Origin of the sequence: Pantoea sp. SJZ147, from assembly GCF_007828605.1 — a bacterium.
GTDB classification, from domain to species: Bacteria; Pseudomonadota; Gammaproteobacteria; order Enterobacterales; family Enterobacteriaceae; genus Pantoea; species Pantoea allii.
Genome location: NZ_VIVB01000006.1, coordinates 167,830 through 185,086, shown reverse-complemented (window position 1 = coordinate 185,086; position 17,257 = coordinate 167,830). Strand labels below are relative to the sequence as shown.

Below are 17,257 nucleotides of genomic sequence, written 5' to 3'. Positions count from 1 at the left end.
CCCTGCGGGTAAAAATTTGAAGGAATTAAGGATATCTGTCAGCACTGCGTAATTATGTCGATTTTCTGAAGACATATTGTCGTTTAATTGATGGGCCGTATTCATAACGCATTTGAATGAGTGTGCCACAGAATAGCGCGTGATGAGCTGTTGTGGTCAGGAAATGATTTATTAAATTCATCAATGGCAACAAGCGCAAAAAGCCAGAAGGGGCAGGTGTCGGGCGGCAATACGCCGCGCGGAGCGGCGTGAAAACGCCAGCGTTTCCCCGCAGGAAGGGGAGCAAAAGGCATGAGGTGACGTCAGGTGAACGAACGATGAAGAGAGGGCGCCTCAGCGGCGCGAGGAGCGCAGAGCCGTAATACCGACTCTGGCGACATCGCTGGCCGTTGGCGCTGTCCTTTTACTGTCACAACAGGCAGCTGTCTCACCCGGCAGGATCAGGCAAACATCACCTCTGCCCAGCGTGCCAGACCTGCGGTGACCGAGGCAAAATCGTCTCCACCGGCAATGGGCGTACCCGGCAGGGCCTGCTGCAGTGCTGCGCGTAAAAGAGGCGAGCGGGCGCTGCCGCCGGTGAGATAGATCACCTCGGGTTTGATATTGCTGGTTGCCAGCGCCAGTTGTACCTGCTCCAGAATCTTCTCCAGCGGCTGGCTGATTGCATCCTGCAGGGTGGTCACGCTGATATCGGTCTGTAAACCGGCGGTGATAAAATCCAGGGATGCCGTAAAGTCGGGGCGATCGGACAGGGCGATCTTGCTTTCTTCGGCGGTCCGGACCAGGCGATAACTCAGCTTTTGCTGCCACACCTTGAGTAAATGGGCGACGGCGACAGGATTTTCTGCCTCGCGGACTAAATCGCGCAGCATCTTGCCGCAGGCGGTGCTGTAAAAATCGCTTTGTGCAGGCACATCGTTGATGGCGACGGCGTTCCACCAGGGCAGGGCAGGCAGAGCAGTGCCTTTCTGGGTGTTACCGCCCGCGCCCAGTAAGGGCATCAGCGCCTTGAATGCCAGCATAATATCCAAATCGTTCCCGCCCACGCGACAACCGCTGTGGCCCAGCAGACTTTCACGCCGATCTGACAGGTTGCGCCACTGCGGGCCCATCAGCAGCATCGAGCAGTCGGTGGTTCCCCCGCCAATATCGACCACCAGCACGCGGGTTTCTTTATCCAGAGTCGCCTCAAAATCCAGGCCCGCCGCCACCGGCTCAAATTGAAATTCCACATCCCGGAAGCCCGCGCGTTTCGCCGCACGTAACAAAATGCCCTGTGCCTGCTGATTCGCGTCTTCGCTGCCTAATCCTTGAAAGTTAACCGGACGGCCTATAACCGCCTGATCGATCGGCTGCTGGGTCTGCGCTTCACCCTGTTGGCGAATGTGCAGCATCATGGCGCAGACCAGATCTTCAAAAAAGGCAATCTGCTGCGGTTTCAGGCCCGTGGCACCCAGAAAAGATTTTGGGGATTTAACAAACCAGACATCTTCAGGATCGACCATGTAATGCTGGAGCGCGGTCAGGCCAAACTGAATGCTGTCGGGTAAAACATCGATATCTTCTTCGCGGTTATAGCGTAGCGCCCGCTGCAGCAACGCCGTGCTTTCCTGTTCAGGTGTGGCAACCTGATGATGGCGATAGAGCCATTCCGTCACGGCTTCACGTGTAGGGGAGCAAATCATGGACGGCAGCAGGCGTTGACCCTTCTCCAGCGTTAACAGCCGTGGCGAGCCATTTTCGCTGACCGCAATGGAACAGTTAGCCGTACCGTAATCGAATCCAATGAACATTTTTCGCCCCCAGGCAGGAAAAAAGGGGGCGACTTTAGCGCAGCTGAAAGGTCGTGGCAAGCGGTGAGCGGCAGAATTAGCGAATCGCGAAAAGGGACTCTTCCGCCAGTTTACTCAGTGGCTGGCGTTCTGCGACCGCGCTTCCCCAGACGCCGTCAACGTCGAGACGGGTGAGTGTGGTGAGAACGGCTGGAACCGAAACCGGGCCTGCAAGCAGGGTAATTTCACGCTGGCTGGTCTGGCTCTGAATAATGGAGATCAGCATCTCATCCATCAGATTATTGTGCAGGTTAGCAACCAGCTCCGGGGCCAGAATCAGGCAGTCAACGACCTTGCCGGTGAGCTGATTAAAGGCATCCAGATTACGGCCAAAATGCTGCAACACGATGCGACAGCCCGCCTGGCGTAGTTTCGTCAACGCGCCGATCAGGCGCTCACCGCTGGCAAGGACGCTGGCGGCGTTAAGCGCAATCCCGCTATGGCTGTCTGCAAGACCCGATTCCGCAAAGCGAAAACACAGGTTTTCGACAAAGGCCGGATCGTAAAGCGCGTTCACATCAAGGGGCAATATCAAGGCGATGCCTTTTTGGCTCATTGTTGAAATACGCTGACCGAAAAAGGCTGCAACGATATTGTCTTCCAGCCGGCGTTTCAGCGCCTCATCGGTCAGGTTGTTACGCAGCAGATGCTCATCAATAAGCAACCCTTCCTCGGTGAACAGCTGAATCTCCACCAGCCAGACGCTGGCAGAATGAGGCTTACCTGGCGGCGCAACCGCCCATACCTGCATTTCAACCTGCAAGGCATCCACCATCGTCAGATCCAGGGCGTGAGGGTTTCCCATCAACGCGAGAGGATGCTGCTCATACACCATATAGCGGCCCCGGCCGCTTCGCTTGGCGTTATAACAGGCAATATCCGCCTGCGAGAGGACATCACTGCTCTGCGCGTTTTGAGCGGAGATTTGCGTAATGCCCGCGCTGGCACCGACCTGATAGGCGCGCCCCAGCCATTCAAAACAGTAGTCACTGACGGCGCGAACGATGTTTTCGACCTCTTCGCAGGCCTGATCGACCCGGCATTCGGGCATCAATATGGCAAACTCGTCGCCGCCGAGCCGGGCCAGGAAGTCGCTGCCGCGCAGGCGGTGGCGCATTAAGTCCGAGAGTTCGCTTAGCAGGGCGTCCCCGGCGGCGTGTCCCGCGCTGTCGTTGACCGCCTTAAATTTATCGAGGTCAATAAACACCAGCACGTGCTGATTCTGATGCTCGACAGCGTCGGAAAGCAGTCGCTTAAGTTGCAGCTCAAAGCTGGCCCGGTTAGGCAATCGGGTCAGCGTATCGTGCAGGGCGCTGTAACTCAGACGTTTCATCACTTTACGTGACTCGCTGACGTCCTGAATAACCAGCACCGCACCGCGCTCGGTGCCAGATTCAGATTTGAGCGGCGTAATACTGTAATGGATATCAATATGTTCGCCGTTCAGCGTGTGCAGTACCCACTCTTCAGACAGGTAGGGCGCGTTTTTTTCGGATGGGATGTGGCTTAGCAGCAGGTTTTCGACTTCAGGGCCATGACGACCATGGGTGATATGCAATAGCTCGCTGACCGGTTTACCTGCCGCCGCGTCCTGAGACCAGCCCGTCATTTTTTCCGCCACAGGGTTCATAAAGGTCACGCGCATCTCCTGATCGGTACTGATAACGGCCTCACCGATTGAGTCCAGCGTGATCATCATGCGCTCTTTTTCCTGAAACAGTGCATCATTCAAATTACGTAACGGCGTGATGTCTTGAGAGATCCCCAGGATGCGCTCAATACGGCCATCTTTACTGAGCAGGCGGTTAGCCTGGGTACGAATCCAGTAGTGCCCATCCTCTCGCACCACCCGATACTCCATCTGGAACGCACTGCTTTGTTCAATAGCGCCTTGTATCGTCATCACGCAATATTCACGATCGGCGGGATGGACCATCTTCACCCAAAGATCGTAGCTGGGCGATTCATGGGATTTCATGCCAAACAGCTCGTACATGCGCTTATCCCACAGTACTTCGCCGCTGATCATGTTCCATTCCCATACGCCGATGCCGCCCGCTTCATTCGCCAGCGTAATCCGCTCCATCAGACGCTGATTCACCAGTTCGCTCTGTTTCAGTTCGGAGATATTGATAATCTGCGCAATAAAATAGAGCGGTTGCTGCGCGTTATCGCGCACCAGGGAGATGGTCAGCCGTACCCAGACTATTTCGCCGTCTTTGCGAAAATAGCGCTTTTCCAGCGTGTAGGAATAAATTTTGCCTTCGAGCAGCTTCTCCAGGCGCTTCTGATCGTCATAGATGTCGTCGGGATGAGTAATTTGCAGGAAGGTCAGTTTGGTGAGTTCATGCTCGGGATAACCCAGCGTATCGCACAAGGATTTATTCACCTGAAGCCATCGGCCTTCTACAGAAACCAGCGCCATGCCAATGGCTGAATACTCCATGGCATGACGAAAACGGGTTTCGCTCTCGCTAATGTGATGCTTTTCATGGCGGAAAGCATCCATCACTAACGACATGATATGACAGGGGATTAAAACCATCAAAAACGGAAGCCAACTGGTGATGACCGCATAGGCGCTGACGGTAGAGGTGACCTTAATCCAGTCTAATGACAGCAGTAACGCCATAAAGCTGGCGTTAAGAAAAAACAGCACAAAGGCTTCGACCTTGGGCAGCCGCACGGCACACCAGAACAGCACGACCAAAACAAAGGTAAACGGCCAGGGTAAGAACCGCAGCGATAAATAGCTGGCCGTGAGCGTCAGAGCTAATGTGATAAGCGTTTCAAACAGCGACGCGCGTTTCAGATAATCGTGCGGCAGTGGCCAGGAGAGCAGCAGCAAAACCGGGCCGAGGGCGAGCATGCCAATAATTTCTGAAATCACCCAGGTATAAAAGAAGGCAAACGACGCCTGTTCACCCACGTGCAGTACCCACAGGGCAAGGGTACCGCCAATAACCGGAGAAATGATGCCGGTGGCAATGACAAAGCGTATCCAGTCATTTAGCGAAACCAACGGCGCATCCCGGTTAAGTAATGCGCGTAATAAAAATCCGCCCATCAGGGCCTGCAACAGATTAAGCAGCGCAAATTTTAAATTTGAAAGGGCAGGGCCGATGATCAATGCGTTTGCCACCGCCGTACCAATGAGGCAGGCAAGGAGCAAAAAGGGCAACTGGCGTGAAGTGCAACGAAAAACCACGATGGTCATTAGTGCCGTTGAGAACCAGAGGGGCGAAATTTTACCGCTGACCACAATAAGTTCAAGACAGAACAACGTCAGGACGAAGGAAACCAGGCTAAGCCAGCAGGCGTGTAGCCACGTGTTAGGTGATTTATCTGACGAGGCCAGTGTCTCAACGATCATTTATCGATCCAGCAGGAAGCAAGATAGTGCAATGGAATGCGGTGCGCGAGCCATTGTTATTGGAAGAATGCTAGCACATTTGGTAGAAAAAACAGGGGGGAAATCATTAAATTGCGGTATTCGTTGGATTGAATGGCACGCGCCAGCACGCGCCATTCAGTTTATCAGTCGCGGAAAAGATCGGCCCTTGTATAAGGTTTTTCCATGCCAGCCAGACGGGCAGAAAACTGCTCCAGAAACTGTTGTGTCGTGGCTATCCGACCGTGCCCCAGCAGCAGTACCGGGACCAGGAGCGCCGCGGCAATTTGTGGCCAGCTAAAGCCCTTCAGCGCCGTTTGCCGTTGCGACAGTAAAAACGCGGTACTGAGCGTAAAGCCCAGCAACAGCCCGGTCAGTACCTCACTAATGGAATGGGCATGAATGACCAGTCGTGACAGACCTACCATCAATGGAATGACATAGCCCACACCAATAGCAAAGACGCGCCACCGGCTTGACCAGCGCCCTGATATTAACCAAAGCATCACTGGCCACAAGGTAGCGGACATGGCGCTGTGACCGCTAAACCCGGTGAAGTTAAAGCGGGCGCTACCGATACCAAAACCAAGAAACAGTATTTTGGACACGCTGACAACCAACCCGGCTAAACCAAACGCCATGATCCAGTACCATACGGTGCGGCGGTTATCGCTTTTCCACGGCAAAATCAGTGCAATAATCACCGCCGTGGGAATCAACAACATACTGTCACCAAAATAGGTGAGGGTCTTCCAGAGCATAGTCTTCCTTTATTCTTCTTCGGGCAAAACGCCCTTATTCATCAGCCACATCAGGCCCGACAGGTGCTGTGCGTCGTCATTCTGTTTTGTGCTGCTAGTTTATCGGTGAAATCCGTTAGGTTAAAAGGGGAAAGTCTGAAAAGGGAGAATGCCATTTCTCTGGCATCAAAAGGCCGAAATCCCTATACTTAGCGCCAACTCACCCTCTCCGTTCAGCCCCATTAACTGGGTGCGCAGTTTGCGCACAGTTTCTGGCTCCAGTATCAGGTTTTTAAAAGTATGACTGACAAGTCTCATCAGTGCGTGATCGTTGGCATTGCAGGTGCATCCGCATCCGGTAAAAGTTTAATCGCCAGTACTCTCTATCGTGAAATCCGCGACCAGGTGGGCGATGAACATATCGGCGTTATTCCTGAAGATGCGTATTACAAAGATCAAAGTCACCTCACCATGGAAGAGAGGGTTAAAACCAATTATGACCATCCCAGCGCGATGGATCATGATTTGTTATTACAGCATTTGCGTGCGGTAAAAGCAGGACAGGACATTGAGTTACCCGTGTACAGCTATGTCGAGCACACCCGTACGAAAGAAACGCTGCAAATTAAGCCTAAAAAAGTCATCATCCTTGAAGGCATTTTACTGTTGACCGATGCGCGCCTGCGTCAGGAACTGAATTTCTCCATCTTTGTGGATACGCCGCTCGACATTTGTCTGATGCGTCGTATGAAGCGTGATGTGAATGAACGTGGTCGTTCAATGGACTCCGTGATGAGCCAGTATCAGAAAACGGTTCGCCCTATGTTTCTGCAGTTCATTGAACCCTCCAAACAATATGCAGATATTATTGTGCCGCGCGGGGGTAAAAACCGTATCGCCATTGATATCCTCAAGGCGAAGATTAACCAGTTCTTCGAGTAGTTTACGTCTCAAAGGACGTGGCGCGAACAGGTTAACAGCACAGATGCGCCCTGTTCGCTACACTTACTTCATGGAGTTACCGCAATGAGATTATGCGACCGCGATATTGAAGCCTGGCTTGATAGCGGAAAACTGGCGATTACGCCGCGGCCACCCGTAGAACGTATCAATGGTGCAACGGTTGACGTCCGTTTAGGCAATCAGTTCCGTACTTTCAGTGGACATACTGCTGCTTTTATCGACCTGAGCGGCCCGAAGGACGAAGTGAGTGCCGCGCTCGATCGCGTGATGAGCGATGAGATCGTTCTCCCCGAAGGCGAGGCGTTCTTCCTGCATCCAGGAGAGCTGGCTCTGGCGGTAACGCTGGAATCCGTCACCATTCCTGACGACCTCGTAGGCTGGCTGGACGGACGCTCCTCGCTGGCGCGCCTGGGTTTGATGGTCCATGTGACCGCGCACCGTATCGATCCAGGCTGGCAGGGCCGTATCGTGCTGGAGTTCTATAATTCGGGCAAACTGCCCCTGGCGCTGCGCCCCGGAATGCTGATTGGTGCCCTAAGCTTTGAGCCGCTTTCCGGGCCAGCCGCGCGCCCTTATAATCGCCGTGAGAACGCGAAATATCGAGGCCAGCAGGGTGCTGATGCCAGTCGTATCGATAAAGACTAATTCATGAGGATGTGATGAGAAGAGTGATAACCACGCTGGCCATCTTACTGGTGGTGGTCGTAGCAGGCTTGACCGCGCTGGTTTTGCTGGTCAATCCCAACGACTTTCGTAGCTACATGGTACAACAGGTCGAACAGCGCAGCGGTTATCAACTTACCATCAACGGCGATTTGCGCTGGCATGTCTGGCCAAAACTCAGCATTCTTGCCGGTCGTATGAGTCTGACGGCGCCCGGTGCGTCGCAGCCCGTCGTTTCTGCAGACAACATGCGCCTGGATGTAAACCTCCTGCCTTTATTGTCGCATCAGTTGAGCGTCAGCCAGGTGATGCTGAAAAATGCCGTGGTGCGGGTGACGCCTGACAGTGCCGCACAGGCCCCGCAGGATGCGCCGCGCGGCCCGCACAATACCGAGCCGACCTCTTCTGCCCAGTGGTCATTCGATATTGACAAGCTTCAACTCTCGGACAGCCTGTTTATCTGGCAACAGCCTGGCGGTGATGCGTTCACCTTCCGCAATCTGAATCTGGATATGGAGCAGGATCAGTCCAGCGTGGCCACGATCACGCTGAATACCAGCCTGACGCGCAACCAGCGCACAGCGCTAGTCAATCTGAAAGGTCGACTGGACAAATCACAGTATCCTCATCAGCTAAGCGGTCAGCTCGATCAGCTTGATTACGATCTGTCTGGTGCCAGCCTGCCGCCGCAGGGCATTAAAGGTACGCTGAGCTTTCAGGGTCGCTGGAATGCCGACAGGAATACCTTTGCCGTCACCGACCTGAAGCTTAACGCCAACGACAGCGTTCTCAGCGGCAATGCGCAAGGCAACCTCACGCCACCGCAACAACTGGCGCTGGACCTTCATGCCACTTCACTCGATATGGACAACCTGCTGTTTATCTCATCACTGACCCAGCAGGTGAGTGGGCAAAGCAGCCAGATTGCCCCTGCGCCGGTGATTGCCGATCAGCGCGAACCCACGAATGCGGACTCGCCGCTCAACGATATCGATCTGGACGTCAAACTGCAGGCGGATAAGGCGGTGTGGCGAGGTCTTAGCCTCACCAAACTCGCTGTGGATGCGGTTAACCAACAGGGCTTGATGACACTGCGCACGCTGTCTGGCTCAGTAGGACAGGGCAGTTTCTCTGTTCCCGGCAGCATTGATATTCGTCAGCCCGTTACCCATGTCACCTTTAAGCCGGTGCTGAACCAGGTTGATATCCAGCCCTTGTTAAAGGCGCTTGCCTTGCCGCAGTCGTTACAGGGAACGGTGGATCTTAATGGCGATTTGGCGGGTGATAATCTTACCCTTGAGGATGCGAAACGCAGCTGGCAGGGCAAAGCGGATATCCGTGTGAGCCACCTCAAGCTGGCACAAATTGACTTGCAGCAGATGGTGCGTCGCGCCGTCGCACGCGTCAGCGACCGTATCAGTAGTGACGATCAGGCATCCGGGCAGGGCATCGACGACATTAGCGGCCAGCTTGCGCTGAAAAAAGGGCAACTCACCTTTAGCCATCTTAACGGTACCAGTAAGCAACTGGCATTACGGGGTGAGGGCAGTGTCAATATGGTGCAGCAACAGTTAGACGTGACGCTGGGCCTGACGCTGAGTGGCTGGCAGGGTGACGAAAAACTGGTTGCAGCGCTCTCCAGCCAGGCGATCCCATTTCGTATCTACGGCAGCTGGGATAATCCACAATATACGCTGCCGGTTGACGACGTGCTCCGTGATAAGTTGCAAAACGAGGCTAAAACACGTCTGAATCAGTGGCTCGATCGTCAGCAGACCAAAGACAGCCGCCAGGATTCGCCGCGCCCATAAAGGTGCGGCTTCAGTGCGGCGCGTCGGGGTTTGGCAGGATTTCTACCTTCTGAATCCGGTGGTGTTCAACCTGCAGGGTGCGTAACCGGTAATCGCCGAGTGCGATCTCTTCGCCTTCGTGCGGGATCGTCTGCAGTCGATCCATCACCAGCCCGGCAAGCGTGTGATAATTACGTTTGTCGTCCAGCGGCAAGGTGACATACATTGCCAGGTCTTCTAACGGCATTTGGCCATTGGCAATCCAGCCGCCAGCACCGTTAGGCTGAATGTCATAGCGCGCATCGGTCTCACCTGCCTCATTGGGCAGACTCCCGGCGATGGTTTCCATCAAATCGCTCAAGGTGACAACGCCTTCCACAGAACCAAACTCATCAACGACAAAAGCAAAGTGCGTGTGCCCCTGACGAAACAGCTCCAGCGCCTGTAACAGGGTGATGCGTTCATGAAACACCAGCGGCTGGCGGATCAGGCTGCGTAAATCGAGTGAATGGTGGTGCAGTGACTGATGCAGCAAATCGTTAACATGCACAATACCGAGCGGTTCGTTGCCGTTATCCGTGATAACGATACGCGTATGCTGATTACTGTCGAGATTCGCCATAATGACGGCCGGATCGTCACTTAAGTCAATATGCTGAACATCGTGGCGCGTCGTCATAATGCTGTTTACGTGACGCTGTCCAAGCCCCATGACTCTGGCGATCATCACGCGCTCCTGACGATTGAACAGCGCGACTGAATCGCCATCGGCAAGCATCGACGACGTTTTTGCATCCAGTTCTGCCCGTTCGGCTTCGCCGCGTAACAGGCGTAAAACCGCTTCGGCGGTACGCTGCCGTAACGGACGACCGGCAGACAGCACCTTGCGACGGTTAAACTGCGCAAGCTGGTTCAGGGCTTCAATGAGCACCGAGAAACCAATGGCGGCATAGAGATAGCCTTTAGGAATGGCAAAGCCAAATCCTTCCGCCACCAGGCTAAAGCCAATCATCAGCAAAAAACTCAGGCACAGGATAACGATGGACGGGTGACTGTTGACGAAGCGGGTAAGGGGCTTACTGGCCAGCAACATCAATAAAATGGCGACGGTGACCGCGACCATCATCACGGGCAAATCGTTTACCATACCGACAGCCGTGATCACCGCATCCAGCGAAAATATCGCGTCCAGCACCACAATTTGTGCCACTACTGGCCAGAATTTAGCGCCGCCTTTTTGTTGAGCGTTGTCGTCATCGCTACCTTCTAGTCTTTCGTTCAGTTCTGTTGTCGCTTTAAACAATAAAAACAGTCCACCGAACAGCAGTAACAGGTCACGGGCGCTAAAGGCGTGATTATCCAGAGTCATCAATGGCTGGGTCAGTGTTACCAGCCAGGAAAGGGACGCCAGCAGCAGCAGCCGGCAGACCAACGCCATCAGCAGGCCAATAACCCGGGCCCGATCGCGCGACGCGGCGGGAAGCTTTTCGACCAGAATGGCGATAAATACCAGGTTATCGATGCCCAGTACCAGTTCAAGAACGATTAGCGTGACTAAACCTGCCCATAACGCGGGGTCGGCCATTACCTCCAACATGCTTTATTCACCTGAATGTCTAAAAATAAGCTTTATCTGATGATAGTGGAGAGAGGGCCAGGGGACAAATAGCGACCTTACAGGTTCTTTACGATTTAATTGAATACCGCATACATTAATTACAGGATAATTCTTCAGCAGATTGATTAATGCGGGGACGACAGTAGCGGAAAAAGGTTGCAGATTAATGTCACCGCATTTCTCATTCAGAGGAATTTCTTATGCGATTATTCCTGGTGCCAACATGGAATAAATCTGATTTTTTTCCACCTCAAAGCCGAAAATGGGCGGGTTCAATACTTATTACTGGTAGTCTTTTTCCTAAAATAGTCCAGGGATGGCGGGGTCTACTTGTAAACATGCCAGTAATAACTAGTATAGCAACGAGTTAGTCAACGCCTGCGCCTGAATCTGTAATTTGCGCGATAATCCGTCATGGTATGTAGCGGAATGTCAACGCATTCTGCACAAGGATGTTTTGTGCGCAATCGCACGCGGTGCAGCGAAAAACAGTGGCAATCAGGGCGGTATTGGCAGCGACAGCCAAGGGCGGTAGCGTGTCTGAGTTGCCGCTTCGGTTTGATATTTAATCAGCATGTTGCTGATAAAGTCAGAGTAATCTGTTGGTATTGAGTACGGTATTATTGGTTTCATAGTCAATGACAATGGCGTAAATGCCGCAGGAGCTCCCCTCAGAAACGCTCGGGCTTAAGGGACAATGCTGGTCGCTTAAGAGTCTGGTGTGGTGGGTTAAGGAAATAAAATAAAGAGTTAAATATGCGCGATAACGAATTTACGTTTAAAAGTCTTATCACCAAATTATTATTGGCTTGTTCTGATTTAATATGTTTCAACGCGGCATTATTTATCGCGATGATGCTAATTAATATGACATCTCCTTCACTGTTGTCGGATATGTCTGATCGGGAATTAAATTTAAAAGTTGCTACACACATCTGCCTGTCTGTAATTTGCGTGTTCTGGTTCTGGGTCAGGCTGCGTCATTACACCTATCGCAAACCTTTTTGGTTCGAATTAAAAGAAATTTTTCGTACCATTCTCATTTTTTCCGTCATTGAACTGTCGATCACGGCCTTGTCTCAATGGCAGATGTCACGTTTTGTCTGGTTGCTGACCTGGCTTATTACGCTGGTGATCATTCCGGTCTGCCGTTCGCTGTCTAAACGCCTGCTGAATAAATACGGCTTGTGGAAAAAGCAGACCATTATCATCGGTAGCAATAAAAACGCACAGGAAGCCTGGCAGGCGCTGCAGAGCGAAGAAGTCATGGGCTTCGACGTGATTGCCTTCTATGACGTGGACGGTTCCTGCCCGCAGGAGTTGATTTCAGGTATCCCGGTGCTGCGCGATGAGCAAGCGCTGTGGAATCTGACGAACAGTGAAACGCAGTTTATTGTTGCGGTTGAGTTCGAGCAAAGTCAGCACCGCGACATGTGGCTGAAATCCCTGGCCATGCATAACTGCCGTTCTGTGTCAGTGATCCCGACGCTGCGCGGTGTGCCGCTTTACGGCACCGACATGGCCTACATCTTCAGCCATGAAGTCATGATTCTGCGTGTTCAGAATAACCTGGCAAAACGTACCTCACGTTTCCTGAAACGCACCTTCGATATTTTCGGTGCACTGTCGATCATCCTGATGCTGCTACCGGCTCTGCTGGTGCTGGGCTTCCTGGTTGGACGCGATGGTGGGCCGCCGATTTATGGTCACGAGCGCGTAGGTTTAAACGGTCGTAAGTTCAAATGCCTGAAGTTCCGTTCGATGGTGATTAACTCGAAGGAAGTGCTGGAGGAAGTTTTACGCACGGACCCGATTGCCCGCGCTGAATGGGACAAAGATTTCAAACTCAAGAACGATCCACGTATTACTAAAGTCGGGCACTTTATTCGTAAAACCAGCCTTGATGAACTGCCGCAGTTGTGGAACGTCGTGCGTGGCGATATGAGCCTGGTCGGACCGCGTCCGGTGATTGAAGATGAACTGGCTCGCTATGCTGGCGATGTCGATTACTACCTGATGGCTAAACCGGGCATGACAGGCTTGTGGCAGGTCAGTGGGCGCAACGATGTAGATTATGAAACGCGAGTCTATTTCGACTCATGGTATGTAAAAAACTGGTCTCTGTGGAACGACATTGCGATTTTGTTCAAAACCGTTGGTGTCGTACTTAAACGTGATGGTGCTTACTAGCCGCAGAAAAAAACTCTGTCAGCCATGCTCTGATAGCAGCCTTTTTCAGGTGCCCGGCTGGCAGGTTTTTCTAAAAAAAAGCGGTACGGCATTGATAAACAGAAATGTTCTGCTTTGCTTTAATCCGTCCCGGGTAAAGCGCGTTATTGGTAAAAGACAGGAGCTAAGAATAATGAACGACATGTTCAGGGCCTGATTCAGGATAGTTTACATTTTTCGAGCGCTTACACAGCGGCGTATTCGCCTCTATCAAACATTAACTGATAGCGAAGATCTAAATGATTACAATGAAAATGAAAATGAAAATGATACCTGTTCTGGTATCTGCCACGTTTATGGCCGGCTGTACCGTCGTGCCGGGGCAAAATTTGTCCACTTCGGGAAAAGATGTCATTGAGCAGCAGGACAACAATTTTGACATCGACAAATACGTTAACGTTTACCCGTTAACACCAACGCTGGTGGAGAGAATGCGTCCCAAGCCCCTGGTGGCACAGGCTAATCCATCACTCCAGACCGAGATTCAGAACTACGAATACCGCATCGGCATTGGTGACGTGCTCACCATCACCGTGTGGGATCACCCTGAGCTCACCACCCCCGCAGGTCAGTACCGCAGCGCCAGCGACACAGGTAACTGGGTACATTCAGATGGCACGATTTTCTATCCTTACATTGGCAGAGTCCGTGTAGCTGGTCGTACCGTTGGTGAGGTGCGTGATGAAGTCGCGCGTCGTCTGGCGCAGTACATCGAAAGCCCTCAGGTCGATGTCAGCATCGCCTCGTTCAAGTCACAGAAAACCTACGTGACCGGCGCCGTGACCACTTCAGGCCAGCAGCCTATTACCAACGTCCCGCTCACTGTCCTGGATGCGATTAACGCCGCAGGTGGCTTAGCGGCGGATGCAGACTGGCGTAATGTCATTCTGACTCACAACGGTCGTGAGCAGCGCGTCTCGCTGCAGGCATTGATGCAGAACGGCGATCTGAGCCAAAACCATCTGCTTTATCCGGGTGACATTCTGTATGTGCCGCGCAATGACGATCTGAAAGTCTTTGTGATGGGTGAAGTGAAACAGCAGGCAACCCTGAAAATGGATCGCAGCGGCATGACGCTGGCGGAAGCACTGGGTAACGCGGCGGGCATGGATCAAACCACCTCTGACGCGACCGGTGTGTTTGTTATCCGACCGACTCGCGGCACTGATCGCAGCAAAATTGCCAACATCTATCAGTTAAACACCAAAGATGCGGCGTCCATGGTCATGGGTACCGAATTCCAACTTGAACCTTACGATATCGTCTACGTAACCTCGACGCCGCTGACGCGTTGGAACCGTGTGATATCGCAGTTGATACCAACCATCGCCGGTGTTAACGATGCGACTCAGGCCGCACAGCGCATCCGCAACTGGTCGAACTAAGGTTTAGCCATGATTAAGTCCGTGTTAGTCGTCTGCGTAGGCAACATCTGCCGCTCTCCCACAGGAGAGCGCCTGTTCAAACGTGCGCTGCCGCACCTTCCTGTGGCATCTGCCGGACTCGGCGCGCTGGTCGGTCATGCGGCGGATAAAACCGCGACTGAGGTGGCGGCCGAAAAAGGGTTATCCCTGGACGGTCATGAGGCCCAGCAGTTAACGGCCAGCCTGTGCCGGGAGTATGACCTGATTCTGGTGATGGAAAAACGCCATATTGAACAGGTTAACCGCATCGATCCGGCTGCACGCGGCAAAACGATGCTGCTTGGGCACTGGCTCAATCAGAAGGAAATAGCGGATCCGTACAGAAAAAGCCGTGAGGCCTTTGAAGAGGTTTACGGGTTACTGGAACACGCCACTCAGAAATGGGTCAGCGTACTAAGCCGATAGTTGGGATTATCCATGAATATAAAAAACAAAGTCATGACCGCGCCACGCGAGGAATCGAATGGGTGGGATTTGGCGCATCTTGTGGGACAGCTTATTGATCACCGCTGGGTCATCGTCGCTGTTACCGCTTTTTTCATGCTGGTGGCAACGCTTTACACGCTGTTTGCGACGCCCATTTACAGCGCCGACGCCATGGTTCAGGTTGAGCAGAAGAATAGCAGCACCGTCCTGAATGAACTGCAGTCAATCATGCCCACCACGCCGGCCTCTGATACCGAAATCCAGATCCTTGAATCACGTATGGTGCTGGGGAAAACCGTTCAGGACCTCGGCCTGGATGCGATGGTTTCGCAGAACTACTTTCCGGTCATCGGTAAAGGCTTGTCGCGTCTGATGGGCAACAAGCCCGGACAGGTCGCGGTATCCCGTCTTGAAATCCCGCGCACTATTGAAAAACGCAGTGTTGAACTGGAGGTTACGGGTAAAGACAGCTATACCGTTTCGGCTGATGGCGATGAGCTGTTCAAAGGTAAAGTGGGGCAGTTTGAAAAACACGGCGACGTGAGCATGCTGGTCAGCGATATCAATGCGGAGCCTGGCACCACGTTTACCGTCACCAAGCTCAACGAGCTGCAGGCAATTAACAGCATCCTGTCTAACCTGACCGTTGCGGACAAAGGGAAAGATACCGGCGTACTGGGACTGCAGTATGTGGGTGAAGATCAGGAGCAGATCAGCAAAGTTCTGAACCAGATTGTCAATAACTACCTGTTACAGAACGTGCAGCGTAAATCCGAACAGGCCGAGAAAAGCCTGGAGTTCCTGAAACAGCAACTGCCGGAAGTTCGCGGCAAACTGGATCAGGCCGAAGACAAACTTAACACCTACCGTCGCGAGAATGAGTCCGTTGACCTGTCGCTCGAAGCAAAATCGGCACTGGATTCTTCCGTCAGTGTTCAGAGCCAGCTTAACGAGCTGACCTTCCGTGAAGCTGAAGTTTCACAGTTGTTCACCAAGGATCACCCAACCTACCGGGCGCTGTTGGAAAAGCGTAAAACGCTGGAAGACGAGCAGACGCAGCTGAACAAGAAAATTGCGCAGATGCCTAAAACCCAGCAGGAAATTCTGCGTCTGACCCGCGATGTGCAGTCAGGACAGGAAATCTACATGCAGTTGCTGAATCGTCAGCAAGAGCTGAGCATCAGTAAAGCCAGTACCGTGGGTGATGTCCGTATTATCGATCAGGCCGCGACCGCCAATTCACCGGTTGCGCCGAAAAAGCTGCTGATTATTGCCGCCAGCCTGATTCTGGGTCTGATGGTGTCCGTGGGCGTGGTACTGCTGAAGGCGCTGCTGCATCACGGTATCGAGAACCCAGAGCAGTTGGAAGAGCTGGGCATGAACGTTTATGCCAGCGTCCCGCTTTCCGAGTGGCAACGTAAGAAAGATACCGAAGCACTGGCACGTCGCGGTCACAAGGTGAAAACCGATCCGCATGAGACGTTGTTAGCGCTGGGTAACCCAACCGATCTGTCCATCGAAGCGATTCGTAGCCTGCGTACCAGCCTGCACTTCGCGATGATGGAAGCGAAAAACAACATTCTGATGATTACCGGTGCCAGCCCGGGTATTGGTAAAACCTTTATCTGCGTCAACCTCGCCACTCTGGTTGCGAAAGCAGGGCAGAAGGTGTTGTTTATCGATGGTGATATGCGCCGTGGTTACACCCACGAACTGTTGGGCGCGGAAAATAAATCCGGTCTCTCTAACGTGCTGTCAGGCAAAACTGAATTTACGCCAGCGATGATTCAGCAAGGACCATACGGTTTTGACTTCCTGCCGCGCGGTCAGGTTCCACCGAATCCGTCGGAGCTGTTGATGCACCGCCGCATGGGTGAACTGCTGGAGTGGGCAAGTAAAAATTACGACATAGTCCTGATTGATACGCCACCGATTCTGGCCGTAACGGATGCCTCCATTATCGGTAAGCTGGCCGGTACCTCGCTGATGGTGGCGCGCTTTGAAACCAACACCACGAAAGAAGTGGATGTCAGCTTCAAACGCTTTGCCCAGAACGGTATCGAAATTAAAGGGATTATCCTTAACGCTGTGGTACGAAAAGCGGCTAACTCGTACGGTTATGGCTATGACTACTACGACTACGAGTACGGTAAACCGACGAAAAGCTAAGAGCTGAAAGAA

11 protein-coding genes are annotated in these 17,257 nt (G+C 52.8%); 7 read left to right on the top strand and 4 right to left on the bottom strand.

Annotated elements, in window-relative coordinates:
- Nucleotides 1-440 precede the first annotated feature (440 nt).
- The 3 genes from yegD to FBY13_RS10945 all read right to left on the bottom strand — a co-directional run bounded on the left by yegD (nucleotide 441) and on the right by FBY13_RS10945 (nucleotide 5,984).
- Nucleotides 441-1,793, bottom strand: coding sequence for a molecular chaperone (gene yegD, locus FBY13_RS10955; protein WP_145394144.1), 1,353 nt, complete (start codon nucleotides 1,791-1,793; stop codon nucleotides 441-443).
- Nucleotides 1,794-1,869: 76 nt separating this feature from the next.
- Nucleotides 1,870-5,205: a diguanylate cyclase gene (locus FBY13_RS10950; protein ID WP_145394143.1), complete on the bottom strand. Its 3,336-nt coding sequence runs from the start codon at nucleotides 5,203-5,205 to the stop codon at nucleotides 1,870-1,872.
- Nucleotides 5,206-5,369: 164 nt separating this feature from the next.
- Nucleotides 5,370-5,984: a phosphatase PAP2 family protein gene (locus FBY13_RS10945; protein WP_063880181.1), complete on the bottom strand. Its 615-nt coding sequence runs from the start codon at nucleotides 5,982-5,984 to the stop codon at nucleotides 5,370-5,372.
- A 279-nt stretch (nucleotides 5,985-6,263) separates the two neighbouring features.
- On the opposite strand from FBY13_RS10945, the gene udk reads away from it, so the two are divergent.
- The 3 genes from udk (at nucleotide 6,264) to asmA (ending at nucleotide 9,400) form a co-directional block, all read left to right on the top strand.
- On the top strand, nucleotides 6,264-6,905 hold the full coding sequence (gene udk, locus FBY13_RS10940) for a uridine kinase (RefSeq protein ID WP_063880180.1): 642 nt from the start codon (nucleotides 6,264-6,266) through the stop codon (nucleotides 6,903-6,905).
- Nucleotides 6,906-6,989: 84 nt separating this feature from the next.
- Entirely contained in the window at nucleotides 6,990-7,571 is a 582-nt protein-coding gene (gene dcd, locus FBY13_RS10935; protein WP_063880179.1) for a dCTP deaminase, read from the top strand.
- 14 nt (nucleotides 7,572-7,585) lie between these two features.
- On the top strand, nucleotides 7,586-9,400 hold the full coding sequence (gene asmA, locus FBY13_RS10930) for an outer membrane assembly protein AsmA (RefSeq protein ID WP_145394142.1): 1,815 nt from the start codon (nucleotides 7,586-7,588) through the stop codon (nucleotides 9,398-9,400).
- Nucleotides 9,401-9,410: 10 nt separating this feature from the next.
- Here the strand turns inward: asmA and FBY13_RS10925 are convergent, their stop codons facing one another.
- A complete protein-coding gene (locus tag FBY13_RS10925) occupies nucleotides 9,411-10,976 on the bottom strand; it encodes a TerC family protein (protein ID WP_145394141.1) in 1,566 nt (521 codons plus the stop codon).
- A 777-nt stretch (nucleotides 10,977-11,753) separates the two neighbouring features.
- Between FBY13_RS10925 and wbaP the strand changes: the two genes are divergently transcribed.
- From wbaP to wzc, 4 genes are all read left to right on the top strand, one after another.
- Complete coding sequence (wbaP, locus tag FBY13_RS10920; RefSeq protein WP_063880176.1) at nucleotides 11,754-13,187, top strand: undecaprenyl-phosphate galactose phosphotransferase WbaP; 1,434 nt, start codon at nucleotides 11,754-11,756, stop codon at nucleotides 13,185-13,187.
- Nucleotides 13,188-13,465: 278 nt separating this feature from the next.
- Nucleotides 13,466-14,611, top strand: coding sequence for a polysaccharide export protein (locus tag FBY13_RS10915; protein ID WP_145394140.1), 1,146 nt, complete (start codon nucleotides 13,466-13,468; stop codon nucleotides 14,609-14,611).
- Between the two features lie 9 nt (nucleotides 14,612-14,620).
- Nucleotides 14,621-15,055, top strand: coding sequence for a protein tyrosine phosphatase (locus FBY13_RS10910; protein ID WP_063880174.1), 435 nt, complete (start codon nucleotides 14,621-14,623; stop codon nucleotides 15,053-15,055).
- Nucleotides 15,056-15,067: 12 nt separating this feature from the next.
- Nucleotides 15,068-17,245 carry a tyrosine-protein kinase Wzc gene (gene wzc, locus FBY13_RS10905; protein WP_145394139.1) on the top strand — a complete coding sequence of 726 codons (2,178 nt, stop codon included), beginning with the start codon at nucleotides 15,068-15,070 and terminating at the stop codon, nucleotides 17,243-17,245.
- Nucleotides 17,246-17,257 lie beyond the last annotated feature (12 nt).

Bases quoted from the DNA above. Each gene is read 5' to 3' on its own strand.
- FBY13_RS10945 (WP_063880181.1), bottom strand. From the start codon at position 5,984: ATGCTCTGGAAGACCCTCACCTATTTTGGTGACAGTATGTTGTTGATT.
- FBY13_RS10950 (WP_145394143.1), bottom strand. From the start codon at position 5,205: ATGATCGTTGAGACACTGGCCTCGTCAGATAAATCACCTAACACGTGG.
- FBY13_RS10915 (WP_145394140.1), top strand. From the start codon at position 13,466: ATGATTACAATGAAAATGAAAATGAAAATGATACCTGTTCTGGTATCT.
- udk (WP_063880180.1), top strand. From the start codon at position 6,264: ATGACTGACAAGTCTCATCAGTGCGTGATCGTTGGCATTGCAGGTGCA.
- FBY13_RS10910 (WP_063880174.1), top strand. From the start codon at position 14,621: ATGATTAAGTCCGTGTTAGTCGTCTGCGTAGGCAACATCTGCCGCTCT.
- wbaP (WP_063880176.1), top strand. From the start codon at position 11,754: ATGCGCGATAACGAATTTACGTTTAAAAGTCTTATCACCAAATTATTA.
- dcd (WP_063880179.1), top strand. From the start codon at position 6,990: ATGAGATTATGCGACCGCGATATTGAAGCCTGGCTTGATAGCGGAAAA.
- wzc (WP_145394139.1), top strand. From the start codon at position 15,068: ATGAATATAAAAAACAAAGTCATGACCGCGCCACGCGAGGAATCGAAT.
- FBY13_RS10925 (WP_145394141.1), bottom strand. From the start codon at position 10,976: ATGTTGGAGGTAATGGCCGACCCCGCGTTATGGGCAGGTTTAGTCACG.
- asmA (WP_145394142.1), top strand. From the start codon at position 7,586: ATGAGAAGAGTGATAACCACGCTGGCCATCTTACTGGTGGTGGTCGTA.
- yegD (WP_145394144.1), bottom strand. From the start codon at position 1,793: ATGTTCATTGGATTCGATTACGGTACGGCTAACTGTTCCATTGCGGTC.